Source organism: Methylosinus sp. shoA, from assembly GCF_059718125.1.
In genome coordinates this window covers 97230-120944 of the sequence record NZ_AP046091.1, presented here as the reverse complement: position 1 = coordinate 120944, position 23715 = coordinate 97230, and the positions used below count along the sequence as shown (strand labels likewise).

The window sequence follows — 23715 nt, the reverse complement described above, 5'->3', positions numbered from 1 at the left end:
TATCCATAATCCCGGGCCGTCAGTCCCGCGCAAAGCCTCGGCTGTTTCCGTTTTCGGCCAACTCCGCAGAGGAAAGGGATAGTCCGCATGTATCTCTCACCGACCTATTTCCTCGATCTCGGTCTACGCAGCATCGCCAATAACCCCTTCTTCGGCCCGGACCGTCTGCATCTTTCCGAAGGCGAGAGCGACTTCCGCCCGCTCGACGGCTGCGAGGGCCTCGTCGTCACCCTCGGCCCCAACGCCTTCTTCTTCGATCGGCCCAATCGCTCCGTCTGCCGCTGGCCGGGCGTGAAGACGATCCCGCGCCAGAGCCCGCATCCCTTGCCGAGGCGCTCGGTCCTGGCCAACGAACTGCGCGCCTTCCTGCAAATCTTCTGCGGGGGCGGCGACGTGCGGCTCAACCGCGTCGCCACCATCGCCCATCAGCGGCAAATTCTACTCTCGGCCGGCGACGGCAATGTCGTCGAAAAGATCGATCTTTCCGAGCTCGCGCGTGAGGGCGCGCCGTCGCTGAAGTTTCTGCAGCCCGCCTATCTCTGTTCCTCGGCCGATGTCCCCATCCGCTCCGTCCCTTGCGACGCCGCCACCATGAGCTGGGCGCGCGCGCCCTATGTCTACGCCACGGGCGCGCTCGACGCGCGCGCCGACTCCGCCGTGCTCTGCCTCTCGGGCCGCACCATGGTGTGGCGCGAGCGGCTGGAGCCGGGCGAGAGCCGCGATTTCGCCCTGGGCAATGTCATCGCCGCGACCGCCAATATCGACTCGAAGCTGAGGCCGACCAGCCGCTGCCATCCGGACGACGACGACGCCGGGACATGCGTCGCGGGCGGCGCGGTCTCGGACGGCGACGAAACCAGACTGCGCGCGGCCTGGGGAGAGTGGATCGCCGCGACGCGCATTCTGCTCGAGTCCGTCCGCGCGCGCGAGGGCGTCCTCGTCTGCGAGATGACCAACCGCTCGAATACGCCGGCCTATGTCTATGCCCAGCTCAACAAGGGCGCTCTCTACGGCGGATCGGGCTTCGTCGGCCTTCTGGTGAAGCTCGTCTCGGCCTTTTTCCGCCTGTCGCATTTTTCCCCGCGCCCTTGAGGCGGGCGGCCTATCGCGCCGCGCAGGCGCGGGCGACGGCGTCGATGCGGCTGCGCCGCTCCGCGTCGCTCGTCGCGCCGGCGAGAGCGTCGCGGCGCTCGATCTCGCGCGCCGTGCAATCGCAGGCCGCGCGGCAGGCCGCTTCCTCCGCGCCCGAGGCGACGCATCGCGCGACGCAGGCCTGCGCGAAATTCGCCGGGCGCTCCTGCGGCAGCGCGAGCGCGAGCGCAGAAAAACCGGCGAAAAACACGGGCTGATGAAGCAGGTAGAGCGCGAGGCTGTGGCGTCCGAGAAAGGCGAGGCCGCGCGTCGCCGCTCCCGGCCGCGTTTCGGCGATCGCGGCGCTCGTCTTCGAGCGCACGCGCTTCGCGGCGCCGACGCCGATGAGCAGAACGCCGGCCCAGGGCATGAGCGGGCGATAGTCGTTGGTCAGCGGCTCGAAGGTGGACAATCCGGTCCACCACCACAGGGGCGTATCGAAGAAAGCGCTGCGCGCCACGAAAGGCGCGGCGACGAGCGCCGCCCCCGCGAGCAGCGCGGCCGGAGCGGGCAGAAACAGGAACGGCAGGGCGACGAGGCTCGCGGCGGCGATGCAGTGCAGAATGCCGAAGAACACATAGGCCGAGGGAAAGGCGAGCCAGGTCGCGACCGTGACCAGAAGCGCGGCTCCGGCAATAAGCGCCAGTCGCCGAAAAAAAGCGCGGGGGCGGAAGACGCCATGCGCGAGCGCGAGCGAGACGCCGGCGACGAACAGAAAGGTCGCGGCGATGGCGTGGCCGAACAGCTTGAACGCCGGCGAATAGGGAATGGCCGGATCGATATAGTCGAAGTGGCCGAGATCCCAGGTGAAGTGAAAGACGAACATCGCCGCGACGGCGAGACCGCGCGCGACGTCGAGCGCGACGAGGCGCCGGGTCATTTGCCGTTCGTCGCCGCGGCGCGGAAGCGGCCGAACACCATGTCGGGCGCCGAGAGATTGTGCCGCGAGGGCATGTGCCGGCCGACCCAGATCTCCGTGGCCGGCGCGCCGGGAAAGCCGATCACCGGCGATTCCTGCCAGCCGTGGCCGCGCTTGGTGCGCCACGCGACCAGAGCCGCATCGCTCATCGACTGCGTCGTGTACATCGAGCGCAGCGACGCGAAGGGCAGGCCGTCCGGCATCGCCTCGCTATAGGCGACATCGAGCACGATACGGTCCTGATCGATCGAGGCGAGCCGCAGCCGCGCCTCGCCGCCGCGCTTGAAGCGCAATGTGAAGCTGCGCGTCTGCGGATCGAAGACGACCTCCTTCAAGGAGACGATCGGGCGCTCCTGCGCCTCCACCGGCCCGATGAGGAAGGACGAGCCATAGGCCGTCCAGCGCATGTCCTCGAAGGGCAGAGGCCGCGCGCGCCAATAGCCGTCCGGCGGATAGAAGACGAGAATCTCCTCGGCGCGCTCGCGATAGAGCATCCACAGCTGCACGAGATGAAAGCCCTTCTCGACCCTCTCGCCGATGCGCACGGGCACGTCGTTGGGCCGCCAGAAGGTGGGGAATGTGTAGCCGACCAGCCAGAATTCCGGCGTCTCCCAAAAAGTGAGGCGGCGCGCATTCGCGGCGAATTTCGGATCATGCGAGAGATCGCAGCTCGTCCAATCGGGCGCCCAGCGGTCGGAGCCGATCATGCCGATGTAGGAGGGATGGATCGCCTGCACGCGCATGGCCCGCAGGCGCGGCGAAACGAAATCGAGCTCGATATTGTCCTTCTCGGCGCAGAGCTCCGGCGCAGATCTGTTCTCGATGCGCACCTGCAGATCGTCGTCCGCCTCGCGCGGGACTTGAGCGAAGGCGCTTCCTCGAAGACAAAGGCCCGACGCGGCGAGGAGCAGCCGGCGGCGGTCGAATGAGCGGGACAGCATGATAGTCCTGTAAGAGGCAAACGAGAACGAGAGGCGCGATATTATTGCGCCGGCCGCAAGGCGAAAACACGGACGGGCGTCCCGGGGAGCGGAATTTCCGTGAGCCATTGGGGCGCGTCGCCGTGCGAGAGCGCCGCGGCGAATCCTGCGCGCGATTGCAGCGCGGCGGCCGTCTCGCCCTCGCCGCACCACAGCACGAGATCGGCGCCCGCTTCGCGCAGCAGGCGCTCGGCCTGCTGCGGCGGCGCCAGAAAGGCGTCGACGACGATCCGGCCGCCATGATTGTCGCGATGATAGGGCGCGGCGAACGCCGAATGCGGCGTGAAGGCGAGGAGATGCGCGCCCATGTCGATCGGCGCGGCGATCCGCGCCGGCGCGAGGGAGGCGAGCGGCGCGAGGGCGGCGGCATCGAGACAGGCGCGCCCGCTGCGGTGCGTCGCGACGCCGCTATTCGAATGCAGAGCGAGGGCGAGGCCCATGGGCGAGACGGCGAGCGCGGCGACGCTCGCCGCGAGCGCGCGCAGCAGCGTCGAATGGCCGAGCGGCCGCGTCGCCGCCGCGACGGCGCCGGCAAGCGCGACCATGGCGAGCGGCGTCACCGAGGAGAAGACGCGAATCTGCCACAGCCCCCCGGCGAAGCCGATGGCGATCATGGCGGCCAGCGTCGCCCAGCGCCGGCGCACGACGCCTTGCTCGCGCCGGGCGAAGCCGAGCGCCGCCGCGAGGCCGAGCAGAACCGGAATCGCGGTCGCTCCCAAAGTCGCCGGATCGCCGGCGAAGGCCGCGAGCGGCTTCGCCTCGTTCACATGCGAGAGCCAGAGATCGCGCAGCAGCGGATCGAGCCCGCCGAGCGGGTCGCCGAGACATTGCGGCGTCATGAGCAGGATCGTCGCCAGCGGGAGCGCGCCGGCGAGCGCGAGGCCGAGGGCGCGGCGTCTCGCCGTCGTGAGCCGAGGCGCGGCGAGCGCGAGCGCGCCGAGCCCCGCGGCGCCGAGGAGCACGGCGTAAAGGTGAACGGCGGAGAAGGCGTCGCAGGCCGAGAGCGCATAGCGCGACGGCGCGACGACCGCGGCGAAGCACAGTGGAAAGAAGACGAACAAGCCGAGCGCGAAGCAGGCGATCCGCTCTCGCGCCATCTCGCCTTTCTGGACGAAGAGCAGTGCGACCGAGCCGATCGACGCGACGAAGAAGGGCAGGTTCTCGAGGCTGATGGCGAAGGAGAGCGCCATGGCCGCGGCGGCGGCGAGCAGCGCGCGCGGCGTCGCGGAATCGAGGCCCTTCGAGAAGAAGCCGAGCGTCGCCATCAGCAGCACGATCTGCGGCGCGTGATGATCGATGCGTCCCGGCGCGAATTGGCCGAAGCTCGGCGCCGAGAGAAAGACCAGCCAGACGGCGGCGAAGCTCGCCGCATCATGCGAAGCCGTCGTGTCCGCTTCCACATCCGGCTCCCTCATCCCGAGGCGCTTTTCGCCGAAGGCGAAAAGCCTCGAAGGATGCTCCAGGACGCGGCGCCCTTCGAGACGCCTGCTGCGCGGACTCCTCGGGGCGAGGGGACTGGTTTGCGTGCAGAGAATGCGCGCGGCCCATGCCGCGAGCGCGAGCAGAGCGGCGAGACAGGCGAGCGGGAAGACGAGACGCGTCGTGCGCTCGGCCGCCTCGGGCGAAAGAAACAGACGAAAGAAGAGATCGAGCGCGGCGAGCGGAACGTCGACGATCCGCGTCCAATGCATGAAGAGACCGGCGGGCGGATCGATGCGATGCGCGCTCATGTCGAACCAGCCCTGGCCGGCGAGCAGATCGCGCAATTGCACGGCGCGCATGGCGTCGTCGGAATCGAAGAACTCGCCCGTGGCCCAGACCGCGCGGGCGCGGGGCAGAGCGAGAAGCGTCGCGCCGAGCGCGGCCGAGGCGATCGCCGGCCAAAGCGGAAAAGCGCGGGCGGCCGGGCGCGCCGCCCGCTCGAAGGCCGCCGCGCTCACGCGGGCGCCCTGACGCGCGGCGACGGGCCGGAGAACAAGAGGCCGCGACGCGCGGCGAAATTGAACAGGAAGACGAAGCCGGCGGTCGGAATCTTCGCGACGGCCGGCGTCAGGCCGAGCCGCTCGACGAACACATGCATCAGCGCTTCGGTGAGAAGGAGGCCGGCGAGGCCGATCGCCACGAAGGCGGAGAATTCGAGGCCCGGGCGAACGCTGCGGCGATCCTCGAACACGAACCGGATGCTCAGGAGATAAACGAGAGCGAGGCCGCTCGAGAAGCCGATCGCCGCGGCGATCGGGTAAGAGAGGCCGAGCGCCAGATGGCAGAGCAGCAGCAACGAGTAATCGAGCGCCAGCGCGGCGACGCTCGCGAGGCCGTATTTGACGAGGTCGCCGACGAGGCGCCGGGCGGCGTCGAAAAACGCGAAGGGCGGACGCACTCAGGCGACCCGCTTCGGCGTGAGGCGCTCGCTCGCGAGCGCTTCTTGCGCGCCGGAGACGCCCTGCTCGGTATATTCGGCGTCCTCGTTCACGCCCCACACGTCATAGACCGTGCGGCCGGCGACGATGTTGAGCGCGGTCAGCATGCCGGTCATCATCGCATGGTCCTGGTTGTTGTATTTGTGCATGCCGTTGCGGCCGATCGGATGCAGCGTCGGAAAGCGCGTCGCGATCTCGAGGCGGATCGCCTTCACATTCTCCGCATAGGCTTCGTCATAGACGGGATAGGCCTTCGGCTGGCGCACGACGCAGGCGTCGAACACATCCTCCGCCTTCATGAGCCCGATCTTGTCGATCTCCGCCTTGGCGAGAGCGACGAGATCGCCGTCGGCCGCATTCCACAAGCCGTCGCCCTCGAAGCAGAAATATTCGAGGCCGAGGCAAGTAGAGACGCCGTCGGCGATCATCTCCGGCGACCAGGACTTGAAATTCTGCACGCGGCCGACCTTCACCGACGGGTCGTGAATATAGACCCAATTGTCGGGGAGCTCCTGCCGCGGCCGGCCGATCAGCACCACGGTGAGAAAATCGCGATAGGTCAACGCGCGCGCGTTGAACAGCGAGAGCGGTTTCGGCTCCACCGCGTTCATGACTTCTCGCAGCGGCGCGGAGGAGAGAATGTGACGCGCGCGAAAGCTCTCCCTGGTCCCGTCGGCGCAGGCGACCGAGACGGTCCAGACTCGCGCATTCTCGTCATAGGCGAGCTCTTCGACCTTGCGGCCCATAGCCAAGCGCCCGCCGAGCTTCTGCATCTTGCGCGCGGCCGCCTCCCACATCATGCCGGGGCCGCGGCGCGGATAGCGGAAGGACTCGATCAGCGTCTTCGCGGTTCCGCTCGAAGCGGCGCGCTTGCCGCGGCGCAGCGAGCGCTTCAGCCCGTCGACGACCGCGGCGCCGAGGCTCAACCCCTTGATGCGCTGCGCGGCCCAATCGGCGGAGATATCGTCGCAGCTCATGCCCCACACTTTCTCGGTGTAGGTCTTGAAGAAAATGCCGAACAGACGCTCGCCGAACTGATTGCGCACCCATTGATGGAAGGAGCGCGGCTCCTTCACCGGAAAGGCCTTCGCCCAGGCGTAGGACGCGACGCAGAGCGCGCTCTCGACGAGGCCGAGATTTTTCAGCGCCTCGAAGGCCTTCAGCGGATAGGCGTAGAATTTGTCGCGATAATAGATGCGCGAGAGGCGCGGCCGATCCAGAAAGTCGTGCGGCAGCAGCTCGTCCCAGAGATCGACGATCTCCTTCGACTTCGAGAAGAAGCGATGGCCGCCGATGTCGAACAGGAAGCCCTTGTAGCTCGCCGTGCGGCTGATGCCGCCGACATGGGTCGCGTCCTGTTCGAGGACGAGAACGTCGCGGCCGTGCTTGGCCAGAGTATAGGCGCCAGTGAGCCCGGCGGGCCCGGCGCCGATGACGACCGTTTCGATGATCTCGTCCATGTCGGCCCTGAAAAAGCGCACACGCCGGTCCGGCGGCCGCGCGGCGAAGCGAAGCTCCCGGTGCGTAGGGGCACTATGGCGAGGGGTGGTTAATTCGCTGTTACGCTCGCGCTGGGCGAGCGGCCGCGCCGCCGCGGCGCAGGACGAGCGTCGCCCAACCGTCGATGTCGCGCCGCCGCGCGAGCGCGAAGCCCTGGGCGCGATAGGCGGACAGCACGCCGGCGACGTCGCGGGCGAGAAGGCCGGAGAGCACGAGCTCGGCGTCATGCGCCGCCACGGCGGCGAGCGAGGGGGCGAGCAGGCGCAGGGGCTTCGCCAGAATATTGGCGAGGATCAGATCATAGCGCGCCGGCGAGAGGCTCTCATGCCGCACGCCGAGGGCGACGACCGGGCGCACGAGGGCCCCGACGCCATTGGCGCGGGCGTTTTCGCGCGCGACGGCGACCGCGACAGGATCGGCGTCGCCGCAGGCGACCGGCGTGCGCAGCAGGCGCGCGGCGGCGATGGCGAGCACGCCGGTGCCGGTCCCGACGTCGAGAACATGCCGCGGGCGGCGGCGCCCGCAGACGCCGGCGAGGGCGCGCAGGCAGCCGAGCGTAGTGCCGTGATGGCCGGTGCCGAAGGCGAGCGCCGCCTCGATCTCGAGGCCGACGTCGTTGGCGGCGACGGCGGCGCGATCATGGGCGCCGTGCACGAGAAAGCGCCCGGCGCGCACCGGCTTCAGCCCGGCGAGCGACGCGCCGACCCAGTCCTTCTGCGAAATCTCGAAAAATTGCGCCGCCTCCGCCGCCGCCTCGCCCGCCGCCGAGACGATCAGCGCGCGCACGCCCTCTTCGTTCGGCGCGGCGGCGAAATAGACCTCCACGGCCCAGGCGCCGCCGCCCGGCTCCTCGAAGGCGGCGGCGGCGGTCTCGGCCGGATCGAAAGTCTCGACGACGAGATCGGCGATGGCGCGGGCGCGCGTCTCGTCGGCGACGAGGCGCAGGCCGTGGCTGGCGTTGTTGGGCGGAAGTCCTTCGAGCATGGCGGGCGCTTAGCACGGCGGCGCGGCGCCGTCATCCGCGGCGCCCGCTGCGGCCGATTGACGCGTTCCTTTCCGGGGAAAAGGCGGCCGCACGCTTGCATGAGCGGCGAGAGGCGGTCAAAACGGGTTCGTCGTCGGCTCGGCCGGCCGATCATCAGGCGCGGACGAACGAGAGCGTTGCAATGGCGGAGAACGAACGGCGCGTAGTGATAGCGGGAATGGGGGCGGTCTCCGCGGCCGGTCTCGGCGCCGAAACGTTATGGAAGGCCGCGCGGGATGGACGCAGCCAGATCCGCCCCCTGCGGCTCGAGCGGCCCTATGGCGGCCGCATCAAGATCGCCGCGCAGGTTCCGGACTTCGACCCCGCGGCGCATCTCGAGCCGGAGATCCTCCCTTTCTGCGATCCCTTCACCCAATATGCGGTGACGGCCGCCGACGAGGCGATGGCGCGGGCCGGCTTCGCCCGCAAGGACCTCGCCGGGCCGCGCACGGCGGTCGTGATCGGCAGCGGCATCGGCGGCTCCAAGACGATCGACGACGAGGCCTACAAGGCCTATGCGCTGAACGGGCGCGCCGATCCGCTGACCGTGCCGCGCCTCATCCCCTCCGCCGCGCCGACCATGCTCGGCATGCGCTATTCCTGCAACGGGCCGACCTTCACCATCGCCAGCGCCTGCTCCTCGGCGACGCAGGCGATCGGCGTCGGCCTGCAGATGGTGCGCTCGGGCGCGGCCGACCGCGCCATCGTCGGCGGCGCCGAGGCCGCGGTCGTCAACGGCTCCATACGCTCCTGGGAAGTGCTGCGCGTGCTGACGCCGGACCTCTGCCGGCCTTTCTCGATCGGCCGCAACGGCATGACGCTCGGAGAGGGCGCGGCCGTGTTCGTTCTGGAGACCCTGGCGGCGGCGGAGGCGCGGGGCCACGCGCCCTTGTGCGAGCTCGCCGGCTATGGGACGACCAGCGACGCCTTCGACGCGCTGCGGCCCAATGTCGACGGGCCCTCCGCCGCCATGGCGCAGGCGCTGGCGGACGCCGGGCTCGAGCCCGCGGACATCGACTATCTCAACGCGCATGGCACCGGCACCTACGCCAACGACATCACCGAGTCGGAGGCGATTTTGCGTGTGTTCGGCGAGCGCGGGCGACGGTTGCCGGTCTCGTCGACGAAGCCGATCCACGGCCATGCGCTCGGGGCGAGCGGCGGGCTGGAGCTGGTCTCGACGATCTTCGCGCTGCGGGAGGAGACGGCGCCGCCGACGATCAACTTCAAGGGGCCGGACCCCAAATGTCCGATCGACCCCGTGCCGCACGAGGCGCGCCGCACGCCGATACGGGCGGCGATGTCCAATTCTTTCGCCTTCGGCGGGATCAATGCGGTTCTGGTCGTCCGCCGGCTCGAATTGTGAGCGCTCGCGCCGAAGTCGCGATTGCGGACGGCGCGCGCTCGAGGTAGTTGAAGAGCGGGCGAATTTCTGCACCCGTAGCTCAGCTGGATAGAGCGCCACCCTCCGAAGGTGGAGGCCGCACGTTCGAATCGTGCCGGGTGCGCCACTTCGGTATAAAACTGCGAACGCCAGCCGCCGCCGATTCTACGCCCGCAGCGGCGACAAGTGTCCGTAGGAGCTCGGTTTTCGTGCTCTGTTGCTTTTTTGCTTCGACGCCCTATATCTCATATTCATCGAGTTTCGGCCGAACGGACGAGCTTTCCCGCCTTTTCAGGCGCGTCGGCGTGCGACTTTCCCCCAGAGCTTCGATCTTCATGCGATCGCGTGCGCGCGACCGTCAAACTGCCTCATGCGTAGAGGAAAAGGAAAAACTCATGCAAAGCGGTGTCGTAAAATGGTTCAACTCGCAGAAGGGCTTCGGCTTCATCCAGCCGGATTCCGGCGGGGCGGATGTGTTCGTTCACATCAGCGCGGTGGAGCGCGCGGGGCTTCGCGGACTCGCGGAAGGCCAGAAGATTTCCTACGAGACCGTCGTCGACAGACGCAGCGGAAAATCCTCGGCCGACCAGCTGCAGGTCGAGGCGTAAGGCCTGAGTTCTCACCTCGTTCCCGTCGACCGTGGATGTACCGGCGGCGGGGACGAGGCTGAGGACGGGGGCAAAGCCGTCAAGCGGATTTGGGCCGCATCGCGACTTTTCGTCATCGCTCACGGGCGCTGGTCCAAATCAGCCGCGCGGTAATGTATGTGGCGATCACAAATGAGGAGAAGGTCGTGGCGAAAGCCGATCTTGGCGCAAAGCGCCGATGCCTGAGCTGTGGCGCGGCGTTTTTCGATCTCAATCGCGAGCCGATCGTGTGTCCGAAGTGCGCCACGGTTTTTCAAGTCGTGGAGTTGCCTCGCTCTGCTCCGCGGAGGGGGCCGTATCGCCCAATGCAGAGCGACGCGCGCGTCGGCGACGACCAAACTTCGAGCGACGACGTTTTGTCGGCGGAGACGGACGCAGAGGCGGACGAAGCAGAAACGGACGAAGCAGAAACCGACGACAGCGTCCCTCAACCGATCGAGGAGGACGACGAGATCGAGGAGATCGACGACGTCATCTAGCGGGGTGACGTCGCTTCGACCAAACTGCGCTCCGGCAGCCCCCGATCGGCCGATCTTCCGCGGAGCTGATGGCTCCTTCGAGACCAAACCGAGCGCGTCGATCCTCTTGCCGCTCTGCTTCGCCCACCCTCCAGGCAAATTCACCCGTGACCTTCCTGAACGCCCGAGCCCCGCTCGCCAAAGCCTTGGCGGAGCGCAATTACATTTGGCCTACGCCGGTTCAAGCGGCGGTGCTGTCCACCGAAGCGCAAGGCGGAGACATTCTCGTTTCGGCCCAGACGGGATCGGGAAAGACGGTCGCGTACGGTTTGGCCATCGCTTCGACGATTCTCGGCGAGGCCGAACGCCTGGCCGCGCCGCGAGCGCCCCTCGCACTCGTCGTCGCGCCGACGCGCGAGCTCGCCTTGCAGGTCGATCGGGAGCTCGGTTGGCTCTACGGGCATGCCGCGGCGCGAGTCGTCGCTTGCGTCGGGGGCATGGACGCGCGCCTCGAGCGCCGCAAATTGGCGGAGGGAGCCCATATCGTCGTGGGAACGCCCGGACGTTTGCGCGATCACATCGAGCGTGGCGGATTGGATATGACAGGCATCGTCGCCGTCGTTCTCGACGAAGCCGACGAGATGCTCGACTTGGGCTTCAGGGAGGACCTGGAATTCATTCTCGAGGCCACGCCCCGGGAAAGGCGCACGCTACTGTTCTCGGCCACGATGCCGAAAGGCATCGCGGCTCTCGCCACGCGTTATCAGCGCGACGCGCGGCGGATCGACGTGGCTCGCGGGGAACGCGGTCACGGAGACATCGACTATCGCGCGGTGCGCGTCGCACCGAAAGGGACGGAGCTCGCGACCGTCAATCTCTTGCGCTATTTCGAGGCGCCGACGGCGATCGTGTTCTGCAATACGCGTGAGTCCGTTCGGCATCTGCATGCAATCTTGCTCGAGCGTGGTTTCGCCGCCGTGCTCTTGTCGGGTGAGCTCAGTCAGCACGAGCGCAACCACTCCATGCTGGCGCTTCGCGACGGGCGAGCGCGGGTCTGCGTTGCGACCGACGTCGCAGCGCGCGGCATAGATTTGCCCAACCTCGACCTCGTCATTCACGCCGATCTACCGCATGACGCGGAAGCTTTGCAGCATCGCAGCGGTCGGACGGGGCGCGCCGGGCGCAAGGGCGTGAGCGTGCTGCTCGTTCCGCTTGCGCGACGTCATCGCGCCGAACGACTGCTCCGAGACGCCGGCGTTCATGCTTTCTGGAGCGGGCCGCCCTCGGCCGAAGAGATCAACGAACTCGATCGGAAGCGCATGATGCAGGATCCGCTGTTGCTGGAGCCTCCAAGAGAAGAGGACTTCGAAGCGGCGAAGCTGCTTCTCGCGGAGCGATCGCCCGAACAGCTCGGCGCAATGCTCGTTCGTCTCTACCGCGCGCGACTTCCCGCGACCGAGGCCGTCGTCGATCCCGGACAGGAACCGGAACGCCGGGAACCGCGCGCGCCGCGGGCATCGGGCGAAAAGCTCGTCAAAGCGCCGCGTCCGTCCCGCTTGTCTGGTGCCGCCGCGTGGTTTCGTCTCGACATCGGCCGAACGAAGAACGCCGATCCGAAATGGTTGCTGCCGATGCTCTGTCGCAAGGGAAATCTCATGCGGCAAGACATCGGAGCGATCCAAATCTTCGAGCATGAAACGAAGGTCGAAATCGCCGAGCCGGCGGCTGCGCAATTCGTCGTCAATATGCGTCGGCCGGGCGGCGACAACATTCGTGTCGAGTGGTTGAACGGTTCATCCGAACCGAGAAACGTCAAACCGCCGAAGAGAGACGCGGCGCCAAAGCGAAGGCAGAAGCCGCGGCGCGAAAAACGGTCGCGGAGCTGACGGGCCTCCAGGCCCCTTCAGCCCGTCGCGCGTTCTTCGACGAGGCTCGAGACCAGAATTTGCGTCCGTTCAACACCAAAGACAAAGTCGTTGCCCCTTTAGAGCGGAATCCGATCAAGCTGCATCATAGCCGGACGCTACAAAGTAATTGGTGCATTCGCTCGGTGTGACGCTTTGTAGGGCTTGCGCGACCGCGGCGTCGAGCGCGTCGACGGTCCGCGCAGCGATGCGCTTCAGAACCGACTTGATCTTCGCGAAGGATTTCTCGATCGGGTTAAAATCGGGCGAATAGGGCGGAAGGTATAGGACCTTTGCGCCTCTTGCTTCGATGGCCTGCCCTACGCCGGCGACCTTATGCGTGGGCACGTTGTCCATCACCACGATCTCGCCTTCTCGAAGCGTCGGCGCCAGAGCCTGCTCGACATAGGCCAGGAACGAGCGCCCATCGAGCGTAAGCGCCGTTGTCGTCCCATTGCCGCTGGAATGGAAGAATAGCTTGCAATTCGTTGCGACAAGGCATTGCAAGCCTTTGGCGCAAAGCTTTGTCAGCGATTGGTTCAGCGCAATGGTGAGCGATCAGGCGGCTGGCGTCGGCGACGAGGATTTGAAGGCCCAGGGCATCAGCTCGTCGATGCGCGACTGCGGATGGCCATCGGCGATCGCCTCGAGCGTCGCCTTCATCCAGGCATAGGGATCGACGCTGTTCAACTTGCATGTCGCAATGAGCGAAGCGAGACGTGACCAGGAACGTCCACCTTCATCGTGCCCCGCGAATAACGCATTCTTGCGCGTGAGAGTCAGCGGCCGAATCTGATTTTCGACGAGGTTGGTGTCCATCTCGACGCGTCCATCGTCGAGGAACAGGGTCAGCCCGGCCCAATGATTCAGAAGATAGGCGACCGCCTTGCCCATGTCGCTGCGGCCGGAGAGGCGAGCGGCCTGGGCGCGCAAAAACTCTTCGAGCTCGACGACAAGAGGCCGCGACCGCTCGGCGCGAACGCTCTGCCGGATCGGCGCCTCTTTGCCCCGGATGTCCGCCTCGATCGCATAGAGCGCGGCGATGCGCGCCAGGATCGCCTCGGCGATGGGCGAGCCCGCTTTCGGCGTGGCGGCGATGATCTCGCGCCTGCCATGGCTCCAACACCAGGCGAGCCGCAGTGGGGCGCCACCTTTGCGCTCGGCGCGCGCCAGACGATGATAGCCGCCATAGCCGTCGACCTGGAGAACGCCGTCGAATCCTTCGAGCATCCGCTCGGCGTGCTCGCCGCTGCGACCCGGCGCGTAATGATAGACCACGATCGGCGGATCGGCGCCGCCGTGCCCGCGGTCGTCGCGCAGAACCGCCCAGAGATAGCCAGTTTTCGTCCGGCCGCGGCCGGGATCGAGAACCGGCGCCCGAGTCTCGTCCATGAATAGACGGCCGGACAGCTTCATCAGCGCGCTCATGCGCTCGACGATCGGCGCGAGGTGGAAGGCCGTCGTTCCCATCCAATCGGCCAGAACGGCGCGGTCGAGCATGATCCTGTGGCGCGCGAAGACCTGCGATTGACGGTAGAGCGGCATGTGCTCGCTGAACTTGGCGACCGCCACTTGCGCCAGCAGCGCCTCGGTGGGAACGCCGCCCTCGATCAGATGCGCAGGAGCCGGCGCCTGGGCGACGCCCGCGCATCCTGTCGGACAGGCGTAGCGGGGCCGCACGGTCTCGATGACGCGATATTGCGCCGGCGTCACGTCGAGGCGGCTGGAGCGGTCCTCGCCGATCCGAACCATCAGGCCGCAGCCGCAGGGACAGGCGAGGCTTTCTGGCTCGATCACGCGCTCGACGCGCGGCAGATGAGCAGGAAAGGCGCGCGCGGCGCGGGCGGCGCGCTCCCTGGTCGCCGGGCGCCCCGAGCGGCGCGCGCGATCGTCTTCCCGCTCCTGGACTTCGGCAATGGCGATCTCGATATCTTCCAGAACGAGCTGTAACTGATCGGGATCGAGTTTCTCCGAACGCTTGCCGAAACGCGCGCGTTCATATTCCTTGACGAGCAATTGCAGACGTTCGACCGTCTCCTTCGACGCTGCGAGCTCGCTCTCGGTGTGAAGGCGCGCGGCGAGCTCATGATCGGCGCGGATGCGTTCGGCTTCGAGCATGGCGCGCTGAGCTTCGAACAATGCGCGTAGTTCGGCAGGCAGCTCTGCGAGTCTGGAGGGATCGAAGCTCGGCGTCACGTCGGCGAATCTATCGCAAGCGAGGCGCCGAATGAAGCCGAAGTTGCGATCAGTTCGCCGCGGTCGGCGTCGCCACGATCCGCTCGCCGACGCGCTTCCAGTTGAGCCCGTCGAATAGAGCTTCGAATTGCACCCGGCTCAATTGCAGGACGCCGTCGCTGATCTGCGGCCAAGAAAAGCGGCTATCGCCGAGACGCTTGTAGACGAGCACGAGTCCGGTTCCGTCCCACAGCAAAATCTTCAAGCGATCCATTCGCTTCGAGCGGAACACGACGATGAGCCCGGAATGCGGATCGAGTCCGAGCTTGTTTTGCACGAGAGCGGCCAGCGCGTCATGCCCGCAGCGGAAATCGACGGGACGCACGGCGAGCACGATCCGCAACCCTTGCGACGGAATGATCACGCGCCGCGCTCCAGCGCCGTCATGATCTCGGCGATGCGCGTCGACGCGGTGTCCTGATCCAGCCGTAACACGACCTTGCCGACGACGATCTCGATCTTCGCATCGCTCTCGTTACGAACGGAGGGCTGCTCGAGCTCGATCTCCACGAACTCCGCGGGACCGTCGGTCACCAGCGCGAGCCGCCCGGTGCGCGCCTGGCGGCGCCACTGCGTCAATTGCTGCGCGCATATCCGATATTTGCGGGCCACGTCGGCGACGCGCGCTCCAGGCGCGAGACTCTCTCGTACGATCCGGCCCTTCAGCTCCTTCGACCACAGCCGATTGCCCGAACGTGAACGACGAAAATCCACACGTCCGACAAATCCTGCGCCAAAAGCCGTTTCGATCGTCGCATTCTCGTTCATCTTCGGATCCTTCCAGAGACATGGCTGTCCCTCAGAAGAATCTCACATCCGAAAATCCTTCCGAACCCGAAGAATCAATGGGGTCGCAACGGCGCTTACCATCGAGCGCGCCGTCGATCGTCATCGGCGCGTCGATGCGATCGAGGCGCAGCGCCGCGACCAGCGTCTTGGTCCGCCAATGTCCGAACGGGACAGACGCCCGGCAACGCTCGCCGCGCGGCGCCCGGCCGAAGCGCCGCGCCATGTTCGTCGAGATGCTCGTTTCGTCGATGAACACCAGCATTTCAGGATCGAGATCGAGCTCGCCCTCGAACCATTCCTCTCGGGCCGCGGCGACATCCCTGTCCTGTTCCGAGGCATGGCCGGTCTTCTTCTTGCGCGTGATCCCATGGCGCGCGAGGAATCGCCACACCGTCCCATAGCCGACGGCGAGCCCATGGCGCTTCCGGATTTTGTCGCGCAGCTCCATGATCGTCATGTCGGGCTTGTCCTTTATCTGCGCGAGGATCAAATCGGCATGCGCCTCGATACGCTGCGAGCGGCGGTCGCCGCCCATCTTGCCCGGCGCGACCTCGCCGGTGATCTCGACGCGCTTGGCCCAACGCACGGCGGTCGCCGGACCGATATCGAAGCGCGCCGCCGCCTGTCGGCGCGACATCCCGCCCCGGATCGCCTTCATCACCTTCTCGCGAAGATCCATCGACAGCGCCATGATCCCCTCCCAGCCGCTCGCGCCGCTCAATGCCGATCGGCGCTCCGCTTCAGATATGGGAATCCGTCCCGCTTTATTGAATCGCCATGCTCGGACGATGCTCTAGGTAGCCGGCCGAAGTCGTCGATCCCTCCGCCTCCCCGGGAAGTTCGTTAACGGAGCGTTGCTCTCGTTATTCCTGTAACTCCTTTCGCATCATGATGCAGTCCATAATCGCGCCACTGCGCATGGCATGCTTTCCGCGATCAACAACCTGATAGCCGCAACCGATATAAAATAGTTCGGCATTCACCGAGCTTTCCATTTGCAGATGCCCGAGCCCTTTTTCACGGGCTATCCGTTCGAGCTCCGCGACAATCGCTTTGCCAACGCCTTTGCCGCCCGCCGATGATGCTACGTAACATGCGCCTAAAAGATTCTCTTTCGTAACCAGCTCACCGTATCCAACGATAGCGCCGTTGATTTCGGCGATAATCCTGATGTCGGCGGCATTGGACAGTAATCTCTGAACGCGCTCCTCCACAGACCCTGCCCATTCATCCAGAAGAGACGGATCATAATATGAAGGGCTTATATTGCAGATAGCATCGGAACGAACTTCCGCGATTGTTGCGGCATCCCCGGCTGTGGCAGCCCTGATTTTAATCTCGTTGTTTTTCATGTCTCCTGTCCGGTTGTCAGCCGCCGTCATCGCTCTGAAACAGGTCGCGCATGACGGCGACCTTGTTCTACTTGATCCGCTCCGGTTGCCCGTGGCGGCTCCTGCCCAAGGAGTTTCCACCCTTCACCACCGTCCAGAACAGGTTCTACGCTCGGCGTGACAGCGGCCTATGGGCGCAGATCGTCTGCCTTCTGGTCATGGACGCGCGCGAAGCGGAAGGTCGCGAGGCGGCGCCGACGGCGATCGTGGTGGACAGCCAGTCGGTCAAGACCACGGAGGCCGGCGGCCCGCGCGGTTTCGACGCCGCCAAGAAGATCAAAGGCCGCAAGCGTCAGATCGCCGTCGATACGCTCGGCCTGCCGATCGAATGCCAGATCACCCCCGCCGACGTTCAAGACCGCGACGCCCTCGCTCCTTTGCTCCGCGATGTGCATCGCAAGAGCCCGTTCGTGACGATGTGCTTCGTCGATAGCGGCTACAATGGCGATGAGGCGCAGAGAGCCGCCTTCGAGGCGAGCCGGATCGCGGTCACGATCGTCAAGAAAGCGGATAAGGACGTCAAAGGCTTCGTGGCGCTCCCGAAGCGATGGGTCGTCGAGAGGACCTTCGGTTGGATCAATCGCGCCCGCCGCCTCGCCGAGGATTTCGAGGCCACCACAAACTCGTCGCTGGCGTGGTTGCTCGTCGCCCTTGCTTTTCTGCTCATGCGCAGGCTGGCGAGGCGCGAGCCTCAGATCGCTCGATTTTCGAGTCGGGCTCTAAGAGCAACTGTAATGATAGGCGTCGCATCCTTCGGAGCCTCGTATCCGTTCTCGCCTATCCTCTGCTCGGGATAGCCGCTCGACGCGCGCCGTGTTGAAGACGTGGCGCGTCTCTTCGCCGGGTCATGAGATCGTCGACAGAAACTGTACTTAGGCAGTATTTTGTTGCGGCGCCAGGGAATTTTGTTCTAATGTAGGTCGAGTGTTTTCGGTAGAAAGGTTCTTTGACAAATGAGCGCGCGCAGAATTTGGGTCGCTGGACACAAAGGCATGGTCGGATCGGCGATCACTCGTTATCTCGAGGCACGGGGCGACGAAGTGGTGAAAGTGGATCGCTCCACCGTCGATCTTCGCAATCAAATCGCCGTTGAAGTCTGGCTGAAGCAGAATAGACCAGATGCTATCGTATTCGCGGCCGCAAAGGTTGGTGGAATCTACGCCAACGACACATTTCCGGCGGACTTCATCTACGACAATCTAGCGATCGAGACGAACATCATTCATTCCGCCCATGCGGCCGACATCAACCGTCTCGTCTTCCTCGGATCCTCTTGTATCTATCCGAAATTCGCCGCGCAGCCGATCCAGGAAGATGCGCTGCTGACAGGCCCGTTGGAGCCCACCAACGAATGGTACGCGATCGCGAAGATAGCCGGCATCAAGCTCTGTCAAGCCTATCGCAAACAATATGGCCGCCGCTATATTTCGGTCATGCCCTGCAATCTCTATGGCCCGAACGACAATTTCGATCTGCAGACGAGCCATGTTCTCCCCGCCCTGATTCGGAAATTCCACGAAGCGAAGGAGGCGGGCTGTTCCGAGGTCGTCGTATGGGGAACCGGGACGCCTCTCCGAGAATTCTTGCATGTCGACGATCTCGCTCGCGGCGTCGTTTTCTGTCTCGACAATTACGACGAACATGAACACATCAATTGTGGCGCCAGCTCCGAAGTCTCGATTCGCGAATTGGCGGAGACCGTCCAACACGCCATCCGTTATCCCGGACGCATCATCTTCGACACGACGAAGCCGGACGGAACGCCTCGGAAGGTCATGGATTCGAGCCGCATCCGATCGCTCGGATGGAGACCGGAAATCTCGCTGGAGGAGGGAGTCCGGCGGACCTATGACTGGTTCCTCGCCAATAAGAAGACCATCTCTCCGCCGGAATTCGCGACGATCGAATTGGCGGATCAATAGGCGCGCTTGTCGCAAAATATCATCATCACCGTCCTGACGACGATATCGATGTCGAGCCAGAACGTCCAATTGTCGATGTAATAGAGATCGCAGTCGACACGGTTCTGGAGCTTGTCCAAAGTGTCGAGCTCCCCACGAAAATCTCGGACCTGCGCCCATCCCGTCATGCCGGGCTTCACGCGATGGCGCACGGCGTATAGTCGAGCTCCTCGAGGTTGCGGCCCTCGGTTCGCGTGGACAGCGCATGCGGCCGAGGGCCGACAATCGACATCTCGCCCCGAATGACGTTGAAAAGCTGCGGCGCTCGTCGATGCTCGATCCACGTATCAGACGCCCCACACGCGTCACTCTCGGATCGTCTGGACCGATGCAGGAGCGGGGAAAGCCTCGAGACTCAGCAGATGAGGCTGATGAAAGCGATGCTGGCCGATCCGGTGTCGATGCCGCCGGTCTTCCTGGCGCAGATCGAAGTGCTGCCGCTGCCGCTGGATCGGCCCGACGCGGCGCCGCTGCTGCAGCGATTGGAGGCGATCGGGCTCGTCGATGTGGCGCGAGACGACGAGCAGGATGGAAATCCCGCCGTTTCCTGTCACGAGCTGGTGCGCGAGCGGGTTCGGCTCTGGGTGGACGAAAATGCAGCCGACGAGGCCGAGTGGCGTGAAAGCGCGATCCGCCTCGCTTTCGCCGAGCGGCTGTGCGCATTTTTCAAAATGATGCTGCATGACCTTGCGGATGAGGCGCTGGAGGCCCGGGGCCCGAGCCATCGTTTATCTCGTGCAGGCGGGAGCCTACGGCCATCTGGCGGAGGTGGCGAGCACGATCGTGACCGGCGCGTCAGACCCGAGATTTCTGGAACGTCTGCTGCCACATCTTGAAGCCGCCGCCAATTCTGCGCCGGAAGGCAAGGACCGTTGGAGCTGCCTAACCTATCTCGCCGATGCGCTCTATGGCGCCGGTCGGTCCGATATCGCTTCGGCTTTTTACGCTGAAGCCGCACGAATGGCGCAAGCCGCCGCCGATTCAGGCGACAGCTCGGCGCTCCAAGCCTAGTCGGACCTCGGCTGGATTCTGAGCAGTTGGGCCGTTGCGCTCCGAAAAACCGGCAATCTTTCCGCCGCCCGAGACAAGCGTCTGCAAAGCGCCGATGCGGCGCGACGGTTCGGCAAACCTCTGATCCATGCGATTGGAAGCGAGCTGGAAGCGCTACGCATCGACGTCATGCAAGGGCGCGCCGAGGCCGTGTTGCCGGAGATCGATTCGCGCCTGAAGAAGATCGATGAATGGTGGAAAGTGAGCGCGGACCGCCCGCCTCCCGAAGCGCCCGATCGTGAATTTCTCGCCCGCGCACTGATCGCCGCTCTCGATATGTTATTCGGCGTGCAAATTTGACCCCCATACGAGGGGAATCGGCGTCGAAAATTGCCCCCCTCTGGTGAAGCCAGGACTGTCCGCTCGCTTTGGTTGAAAGGGCGGGCGGCTATGACGCCGTGCGTCGCTATGCGCGCAAATGGCGCCGCGAGCTAGGCGCGGCAACGGCGGCCGCCTATGTGCCGTTGAGCTTCGAACCGGGTGAAGCCTACCAGTTCGACTGGAGCCATGAGATCGTTCTGCTCGACGGCGTGACGACGACTGTGAAGGTCGCGCACATGCGTCTGCGCCACAGCCGCATGCTGTTCGTTCGCGCCTATCCGCGCGAGACGCAGGAGATGGTTTTCGACGCGCATGAGCGCGCCTTTTCCTTCTTCAGAGGCGCCTGCACGCGCGGCGTCTATGACAATATGAAGACGGCGGTGGAGACGATCTTCGTCGGCAAGGAGCGCAAATTCAATCGTCGCTTCGCGCAAATGTGCAGCCACCATCTCGTCGAGCCGGTCGCCTGCACGCCGGCGTCCGGCTGGGAGAAAGGCCAGGTCGAAAATCAGGTCGGCCTGGCGCGGGAACGGTTCTTCACGCCGCGCCTGCGGTTCAAGACCTATGACGATATGAACGCATGGCTTCTCGATAAATGCGTCGCCTACGCCAAGGCGCATCCGCATCCGGAGATCGCGGACAAGACAATCTGGGAGGCATTCGAGGAAGAGCGCCCGAAGCTCGTCCCGCCGCGCGGGCGGTTCGACGGATTCCACGAGTTGACGGCGTCGGTGTCGAAAATCTGTCTCGTGCGCTTCGACAACAATAAATACTCGGTCAATGCGAGCGCCGTCGGCGCCCCGGTCGAGATCCACGCCTACGCCGACCGCATCGTCTTCCGCCAAAAAGGGCGGGTGTGGTGAGAAAGGTCGTGAGGTTCCCGCCGTAGCCATCACCGCGCGAAACGTTCGCTACGGCACTCGAGCCGGAAGTGAACGTGCCGTAGTGGACTTGGCGTGGGAGCATAATCTGTGTGTCGATGATCAGCGAATAGCCCGAAAGCGTCAGGTCCGTCAGGAGTTGCGCCGAATAGGCTCCGGCGTTCGTGGTGCGCAGATTGTTCTGTTGCACCATCGTGATCGGGTAGGCGTTCGAATGCTCGTCGTCGGCCGCACCGATGGCGGTGACGACGAAAATCGTCCCGGTGCTGATGTGGTAAATGATCGCGCCGACATGCAGCGCGCTCGCCGGATCGGCCTGCAAAGCGTTCGCGTAGTGAAACGTCCACTCGTCGTCTGTGTTCGCCAGCTCTACGATGATCGCCGAGCCATCGGCAAAGTCGAGAAGCCGGCTTCTTCCGCCCTGACGGAAACGCCATCGCTGGCCGTGCGCGTCGTTGATCTTCTTTTCGATCTGCTTGATGATGCAGCCGTCCCAGTAGAGATCACCGCCCTCGAACAGGCGCTCGTTCTCCATTTGAAGCTGCACTTCACGCTGAGCCTGTGTGATGGTCGCGTCGTTCTTCAGATCGTTGAAGGCGTAGGGGTGCGCGTAGATGATGTAGTAGCGCCGTCCCTTGCTCGCCTTGCTGCGCACAGGGCGAATGAGCGGGTTCGCCACCGTCTCGGCGATTGTCTTCATCTTCGACACGGCCGCAGCGTTGAACTTGTCTGCCGTCTTGTCGACATTCTGAAGCGACGCCGAGTGATCGTTCGAGGAATTGTTCGAGCGCGCCGCGCCGAACAACACGCGATCGGCGTTGTCGACGAGCCACGCATCCTTGTTCGCCTCGGACGCCGAGCCGTAACGCACGCCATTGATCGACGGCAACGCGCGGATGATGAGCTGCTCCGTGTCCTCCTGCGACCAAGTCATCAGCACGTCACGAGCAGCATCACGCAATCCGATGGCCGAGAACTGCTCTTCCTGCTCGGCGACGCGAACTGCGTTGCGGCGCTTCTGAATGGTGACCACGAAGTCGCGGGAGTCGACGTCCTCCTCGTTGCCTTCCATGGTCGCCGTGCCGGTGATGGCGTCGTTCTTCAGCCGGTTGACGAGCGCGAAGGTGATGCGGTCGCCCTTCTTCTTCGTCAGGTTTTCCTTGACCTGGATGATGCTGCCGACCGACGTTCCCATTTCGCCCGCGAAACGGTTTTCGGTCATATACTCTGTGAAATACTGATCGTCCCACTGTTGCGGCGTGAGACCGGATGCGGCTTTCGTATCGGCCATTTACGTGATCCTCGAAGAGGTCGCGGAATTATCGTCCTGCGAAAATATCCGCGAGAGGCGTCGGGCCGCTCCAGGCGGGGCCCGACCGACCGCCGACGTTCCGCGCCGTCGCGAAGTTGGACGGCATGGCAGTGGCCGGCGCTTGCGCGCTCTGTTGCTGCCCTCCGCCCTTCTGCATTTCGGCGAAGATTTCGGCCTTGATTTTTTTCCCGATAGGCGGCAGGGTCCGAGCCGATCTCGGAAAGAAGCTGCCGCTTCCCATGCCACTCGACCAAAGCGCCGTAGGGATGCGGCGAGGCCATGATCTGACGATAGACGGCTTCGAACTGCGCTCGATCCGCCTTCAGCGCGTTCGTCGCCGCCGCCACCTTCTCGGCGCCATGCTTTTCGTTCGCGAACATGAGCGACATCTGATCACGCTGCTGCAGCATGGCTTGCTGAATAGGCGTAATTGCCCGCTGAACATGGTGCTGCACGAACCCGGCGCCGTCGTCGAACATGTCCGGGACTACCGCCTGCGGCTGTGGCGCTGGCTTCGGCTGAAGAGACGCCACGAACTGATCGAAGCGAGCCTGCTGCTCCGCGAGGCGCTGGTTCACCTCGGCGAGCTGTTCGGTATAGCGCTTCGCCTTCTGGCGTTCGGCGTGCAGAGCTGCGACCGGAACGGTTCCCTGTTCCGCGCTTTCCTGCGTCGCCCCTTCGCCCTCCGCAGCGGCCTGTTCGGGCTGCGTCTGCTCATTCGCGGGCGCGTCTGCGCCCTCGGCGAGGATATCGTCGAGATCGGCCATTTGGTCATTCCTGTTTGCGTGGAGGTCACGAGCGCCCGAAAACCCGGCGGCGGTCGCCTGTTTGCGTGAAGGCTCACGAACGCCCGTTCATCCCGGCGGCGGATATCGAAGCGGCGTCCCGCTTCAAACAGTTACAGCGCTCCCGAACGAAAATCGTCGAGCCATGGATTGACGACTGTGCCACGCGCGATCACACCGACCCGCTTCGATACCAAGCCCGCGTTGATCGTCGCGGAAATCCGCTGCACGCCGTCGACGAGCAGTCTCGCAGTCGTGCCCGACACTTCAAGCCGGACGATCGCCGGGACAGTCACACTCGGCCATGATGATCCGAGCGCCGTAAACGAGCCGCCGACGCGCTGATAGAGCTCCCAATTATCTGCAGCCTGCCGCGCGCCGACGAAATTATTCATATTAGCCACGCGGCAGGCGAGGCAGAACGGCGACGAACCCAAAATATTCGCGAGATTCTTGCACTGCGCCCAATGATTGGCGCTGCCGCAATTCGGCGCCACATAGGCGCTTTCGTTCATACCTACAACCAAGCACGCGAGAGCGTTCGACCTCACGGCGGCGCCGGCGCTCACTCCTGAAAGAAGCGTCCATAGCGGCGACGCTTCGAGGTTTTCATCAGCGCGCGT

24 protein-coding genes, 1 tRNA gene and 3 pseudogenes are annotated in these 23715 nt (G+C 64.9%); 11 read left to right on the top strand and 17 right to left on the bottom strand.

The features are described 5' to 3' along the window. The first annotated feature begins 87 nt into the window (after window positions 1-87). Window positions 88-1092 carry a hypothetical protein gene (locus AC6IW9_RS00660; RefSeq protein WP_497767854.1) on the top strand — a complete coding sequence of 335 codons (1005 nt, stop codon included), beginning with the start codon at window positions 88-90 and terminating at the stop codon, window positions 1090-1092. Window positions 1093-1102: 10 nt separating this feature from the next. On the opposite strand, the gene AC6IW9_RS00655 is transcribed toward AC6IW9_RS00660, so the two are convergent. From AC6IW9_RS00655 to AC6IW9_RS00630, 6 genes are all read right to left on the bottom strand, one after another. Further along, window positions 1103-2011 carry a heparan-alpha-glucosaminide N-acetyltransferase gene (locus tag AC6IW9_RS00655; RefSeq protein WP_497767852.1) on the bottom strand — a complete coding sequence of 303 codons (909 nt, stop codon included), beginning with the start codon at window positions 2009-2011 and terminating at the stop codon, window positions 1103-1105. Next, window positions 2008-2991 (bottom strand): hypothetical protein, encoded by a 984-nt coding sequence (locus AC6IW9_RS00650; protein WP_497767848.1) that lies wholly within the window; start codon window positions 2989-2991, stop codon window positions 2008-2010. Before AC6IW9_RS00650 ends, AC6IW9_RS00655 begins: the two co-directional genes overlap by 4 nt. A gap of 41 nt (window positions 2992-3032) precedes the next feature. Next, complete coding sequence (locus tag AC6IW9_RS00645; protein WP_497767844.1) at window positions 3033-4970, bottom strand: hypothetical protein; 1938 nt, start codon at window positions 4968-4970, stop codon at window positions 3033-3035. Then, a complete protein-coding gene (locus tag AC6IW9_RS00640) occupies window positions 4967-5410 on the bottom strand; it encodes a GtrA family protein (RefSeq protein WP_497767840.1) in 444 nt (147 codons plus the stop codon). The genes AC6IW9_RS00645 and AC6IW9_RS00640 overlap by 4 nt, the downstream gene beginning before the upstream one ends. After that, window positions 5411-6910: an NAD(P)/FAD-dependent oxidoreductase gene (locus AC6IW9_RS00635; protein WP_497772584.1), complete on the bottom strand. Its 1500-nt coding sequence runs from the start codon at window positions 6908-6910 to the stop codon at window positions 5411-5413. A 100-nt stretch (window positions 6911-7010) separates the two neighbouring features. Then, window positions 7011-7934 carry a 50S ribosomal protein L11 methyltransferase gene (locus AC6IW9_RS00630; protein ID WP_497767838.1) on the bottom strand — a complete coding sequence of 308 codons (924 nt, stop codon included), beginning with the start codon at window positions 7932-7934 and terminating at the stop codon, window positions 7011-7013. Window positions 7935-8116: 182 nt separating this feature from the next. On the opposite strand from AC6IW9_RS00630, the gene AC6IW9_RS00625 reads away from it, so the two are divergent. The 5 genes from AC6IW9_RS00625 (at window position 8117) to AC6IW9_RS00605 (ending at window position 12349) form a co-directional block, all read left to right on the top strand. Beyond that, on the top strand, window positions 8117-9340 hold the full coding sequence (locus AC6IW9_RS00625) for a beta-ketoacyl-[acyl-carrier-protein] synthase family protein (protein ID WP_497767835.1): 1224 nt from the start codon (window positions 8117-8119) through the stop codon (window positions 9338-9340). A 68-nt stretch (window positions 9341-9408) separates the two neighbouring features. Further along, window positions 9409-9485: transfer RNA gene (locus tag AC6IW9_RS00620), tRNA-Arg, on the top strand. Between the two features lie 268 nt (window positions 9486-9753). Then, window positions 9754-9966 (top strand): cold-shock protein, encoded by a 213-nt coding sequence (locus tag AC6IW9_RS00615; protein WP_497767832.1) that lies wholly within the window; start codon window positions 9754-9756, stop codon window positions 9964-9966. A 185-nt stretch (window positions 9967-10151) separates the two neighbouring features. Then, window positions 10152-10484, top strand: coding sequence for a TIGR02300 family protein (locus AC6IW9_RS00610; RefSeq protein ID WP_497767829.1), 333 nt, complete (start codon window positions 10152-10154; stop codon window positions 10482-10484). Between the two features lie 146 nt (window positions 10485-10630). After that, on the top strand, window positions 10631-12349 hold the full coding sequence (locus tag AC6IW9_RS00605; protein ID WP_497767826.1) for a DEAD/DEAH box helicase: 1719 nt from the start codon (window positions 10631-10633) through the stop codon (window positions 12347-12349). A 114-nt stretch (window positions 12350-12463) separates the two neighbouring features. On the opposite strand, the pseudogene AC6IW9_RS00600 reads toward AC6IW9_RS00605, so the two are convergent. From AC6IW9_RS00600 to AC6IW9_RS00575, 6 genes and pseudogenes are all read right to left on the bottom strand, one after another. Next, a pseudogene (locus tag AC6IW9_RS00600) lies at window positions 12464-12799 on the bottom strand (transposase); the annotation flags it as partial. 126 nt (window positions 12800-12925) lie between these two features. Next, window positions 12926-14563, bottom strand: coding sequence for an IS66 family transposase (gene tnpC / locus AC6IW9_RS00595; protein WP_497763766.1), 1638 nt, complete (start codon window positions 14561-14563; stop codon window positions 12926-12928). Between the two features lie 49 nt (window positions 14564-14612). Beyond that, the gene (gene tnpB, locus AC6IW9_RS00590; protein WP_497763765.1) at window positions 14613-14966 is read right to left on the bottom strand and encodes an IS66 family insertion sequence element accessory protein TnpB; all 354 of its coding nucleotides are present in this window, start codon (window positions 14964-14966) and stop codon (window positions 14613-14615) included. Then, window positions 14963-15370 (bottom strand): IS66-like element accessory protein TnpA, encoded by a 408-nt coding sequence (tnpA, locus tag AC6IW9_RS00585; RefSeq protein WP_497763764.1) that lies wholly within the window; start codon window positions 15368-15370, stop codon window positions 14963-14965. The genes tnpB and tnpA overlap by 4 nt, the downstream gene beginning before the upstream one ends. Window positions 15371-15464: 94 nt before the next feature. Then, window positions 15465-16082 (bottom strand): annotated as a pseudogene (locus AC6IW9_RS00580) (IS630 family transposase); the annotation flags it as partial. 172 nt (window positions 16083-16254) lie between these two features. Beyond that, window positions 16255-16743 (bottom strand): GNAT family N-acetyltransferase, encoded by a 489-nt coding sequence (locus AC6IW9_RS00575; protein WP_497767823.1) that lies wholly within the window; start codon window positions 16741-16743, stop codon window positions 16255-16257. 50 nt (window positions 16744-16793) lie between these two features. Here AC6IW9_RS00575 and AC6IW9_RS00570 point away from each other — a divergent pair, with 50 nt between their 5' ends. Continuing rightward, a complete protein-coding gene (locus AC6IW9_RS00570) occupies window positions 16794-17579 on the top strand; it encodes an IS5 family transposase (protein ID WP_497767819.1) in 786 nt (261 codons plus the stop codon). A 156-nt stretch (window positions 17580-17735) separates the two neighbouring features. Next, on the top strand, window positions 17736-18704 hold the full coding sequence (gene fcl / locus AC6IW9_RS00565) for a GDP-L-fucose synthase (protein ID WP_497767817.1): 969 nt from the start codon (window positions 17736-17738) through the stop codon (window positions 18702-18704). Here fcl and AC6IW9_RS00560 read toward each other — a convergent pair. Together AC6IW9_RS00560 and AC6IW9_RS00555 are read right to left on the bottom strand one after the other, a co-directional pair. Then, window positions 18698-18895 (bottom strand): sugar transferase, encoded by a 198-nt coding sequence (locus tag AC6IW9_RS00560; RefSeq protein WP_497767813.1) that lies wholly within the window; start codon window positions 18893-18895, stop codon window positions 18698-18700. The two genes, fcl and AC6IW9_RS00560, sit on opposite strands and share 7 nt — an antisense overlap. Beyond that, the gene (locus tag AC6IW9_RS00555; RefSeq protein ID WP_497767810.1) at window positions 18880-18975 is read right to left on the bottom strand and encodes a hypothetical protein; all 96 of its coding nucleotides are present in this window, start codon (window positions 18973-18975) and stop codon (window positions 18880-18882) included. The genes AC6IW9_RS00560 and AC6IW9_RS00555 overlap by 16 nt, the downstream gene beginning before the upstream one ends. Before the next feature lie 139 nt (window positions 18976-19114). Here AC6IW9_RS00555 and AC6IW9_RS00550 point away from each other — a divergent pair, with 139 nt between their 5' ends. From AC6IW9_RS00550 to istA, 3 genes and pseudogenes are all read left to right on the top strand, one after another. Continuing rightward, on the top strand, window positions 19115-19579 hold the full coding sequence (locus AC6IW9_RS00550; RefSeq protein ID WP_497767807.1) for a hypothetical protein: 465 nt from the start codon (window positions 19115-19117) through the stop codon (window positions 19577-19579). A gap of 343 nt (window positions 19580-19922) precedes the next feature. Continuing rightward, window positions 19923-20093 (top strand): hypothetical protein, encoded by a 171-nt coding sequence (locus AC6IW9_RS00545; protein ID WP_497767804.1) that lies wholly within the window; start codon window positions 19923-19925, stop codon window positions 20091-20093. Between the two features lie 83 nt (window positions 20094-20176). Further along, window positions 20177-20971: pseudogene (istA, locus tag AC6IW9_RS00540) on the top strand (IS21 family transposase); the annotation flags it as partial. Here the strand turns inward: istA and AC6IW9_RS00535 are convergent. The 3 genes from AC6IW9_RS00535 to AC6IW9_RS00525 form a co-directional block, all read right to left on the bottom strand. Continuing rightward, window positions 20892-22217 carry a phage capsid family protein gene (locus AC6IW9_RS00535; protein ID WP_497772583.1) on the bottom strand — a complete coding sequence of 442 codons (1326 nt, stop codon included), beginning with the start codon at window positions 22215-22217 and terminating at the stop codon, window positions 20892-20894. The pseudogene istA and the gene AC6IW9_RS00535 overlap by 80 nt on opposite strands. Continuing rightward, the gene (locus AC6IW9_RS00530) at window positions 22214-23074 is read right to left on the bottom strand and encodes a hypothetical protein (RefSeq protein WP_497767800.1); all 861 of its coding nucleotides are present in this window, start codon (window positions 23072-23074) and stop codon (window positions 22214-22216) included. Before AC6IW9_RS00530 ends, AC6IW9_RS00535 begins: the two co-directional genes overlap by 4 nt. Window positions 23075-23205: 131 nt before the next feature. Continuing rightward, window positions 23206-23607 carry a hypothetical protein gene (locus tag AC6IW9_RS00525; protein ID WP_497767797.1) on the bottom strand — a complete coding sequence of 134 codons (402 nt, stop codon included), beginning with the start codon at window positions 23605-23607 and terminating at the stop codon, window positions 23206-23208. Window positions 23608-23715 lie beyond the last annotated feature (108 nt).

Bases quoted from the DNA above. Each gene is read 5' to 3' on its own strand.
- AC6IW9_RS00650 (WP_497767848.1), bottom strand. From the start codon at position 2,991: ATGCTGTCCCGCTCATTCGACCGCCGCCGGCTGCTCCTCGCCGCGTCG.
- AC6IW9_RS00625 (WP_497767835.1), top strand. From the start codon at position 8,117: ATGGCGGAGAACGAACGGCGCGTAGTGATAGCGGGAATGGGGGCGGTC.
- AC6IW9_RS00545 (WP_497767804.1), top strand. From the start codon at position 19,923: ATGCAAGGGCGCGCCGAGGCCGTGTTGCCGGAGATCGATTCGCGCCTG.
- AC6IW9_RS00535 (WP_497772583.1), bottom strand. From the start codon at position 22,217: ATGACCGAAAACCGTTTCGCGGGCGAAATGGGAACGTCGGTCGGCAGC.
- AC6IW9_RS00630 (WP_497767838.1), bottom strand. From the start codon at position 7,934: ATGCTCGAAGGACTTCCGCCCAACAACGCCAGCCACGGCCTGCGCCTC.
- AC6IW9_RS00550 (WP_497767807.1), top strand. From the start codon at position 19,115: ATGAAAGCGATGCTGGCCGATCCGGTGTCGATGCCGCCGGTCTTCCTG.
- AC6IW9_RS00525 (WP_497767797.1), bottom strand. From the start codon at position 23,607: ATGAACGAAAGCGCCTATGTGGCGCCGAATTGCGGCAGCGCCAATCAT.
- AC6IW9_RS00655 (WP_497767852.1), bottom strand. From the start codon at position 2,011: ATGACCCGGCGCCTCGTCGCGCTCGACGTCGCGCGCGGTCTCGCCGTC.
- AC6IW9_RS00660 (WP_497767854.1), top strand. From the start codon at position 88: ATGTATCTCTCACCGACCTATTTCCTCGATCTCGGTCTACGCAGCATC.
- tnpA (WP_497763764.1), bottom strand. From the start codon at position 15,370: ATGAACGAGAATGCGACGATCGAAACGGCTTTTGGCGCAGGATTTGTC.
- AC6IW9_RS00635 (WP_497772584.1), bottom strand. From the start codon at position 6,910: ATGGACGAGATCATCGAAACGGTCGTCATCGGCGCCGGGCCCGCCGGG.
- AC6IW9_RS00530 (WP_497767800.1), bottom strand. From the start codon at position 23,074: ATGGCCGATCTCGACGATATCCTCGCCGAGGGCGCAGACGCGCCCGCG.
- AC6IW9_RS00570 (WP_497767819.1), top strand. From the start codon at position 16,794: ATGACGGCGACCTTGTTCTACTTGATCCGCTCCGGTTGCCCGTGGCGG.
- AC6IW9_RS00615 (WP_497767832.1), top strand. From the start codon at position 9,754: ATGCAAAGCGGTGTCGTAAAATGGTTCAACTCGCAGAAGGGCTTCGGC.
- fcl (WP_497767817.1), top strand. From the start codon at position 17,736: ATGAGCGCGCGCAGAATTTGGGTCGCTGGACACAAAGGCATGGTCGGA.
- AC6IW9_RS00555 (WP_497767810.1), bottom strand. From the start codon at position 18,975: ATGTCGATTGTCGGCCCTCGGCCGCATGCGCTGTCCACGCGAACCGAG.
- AC6IW9_RS00575 (WP_497767823.1), bottom strand. From the start codon at position 16,743: ATGAAAAACAACGAGATTAAAATCAGGGCTGCCACAGCCGGGGATGCC.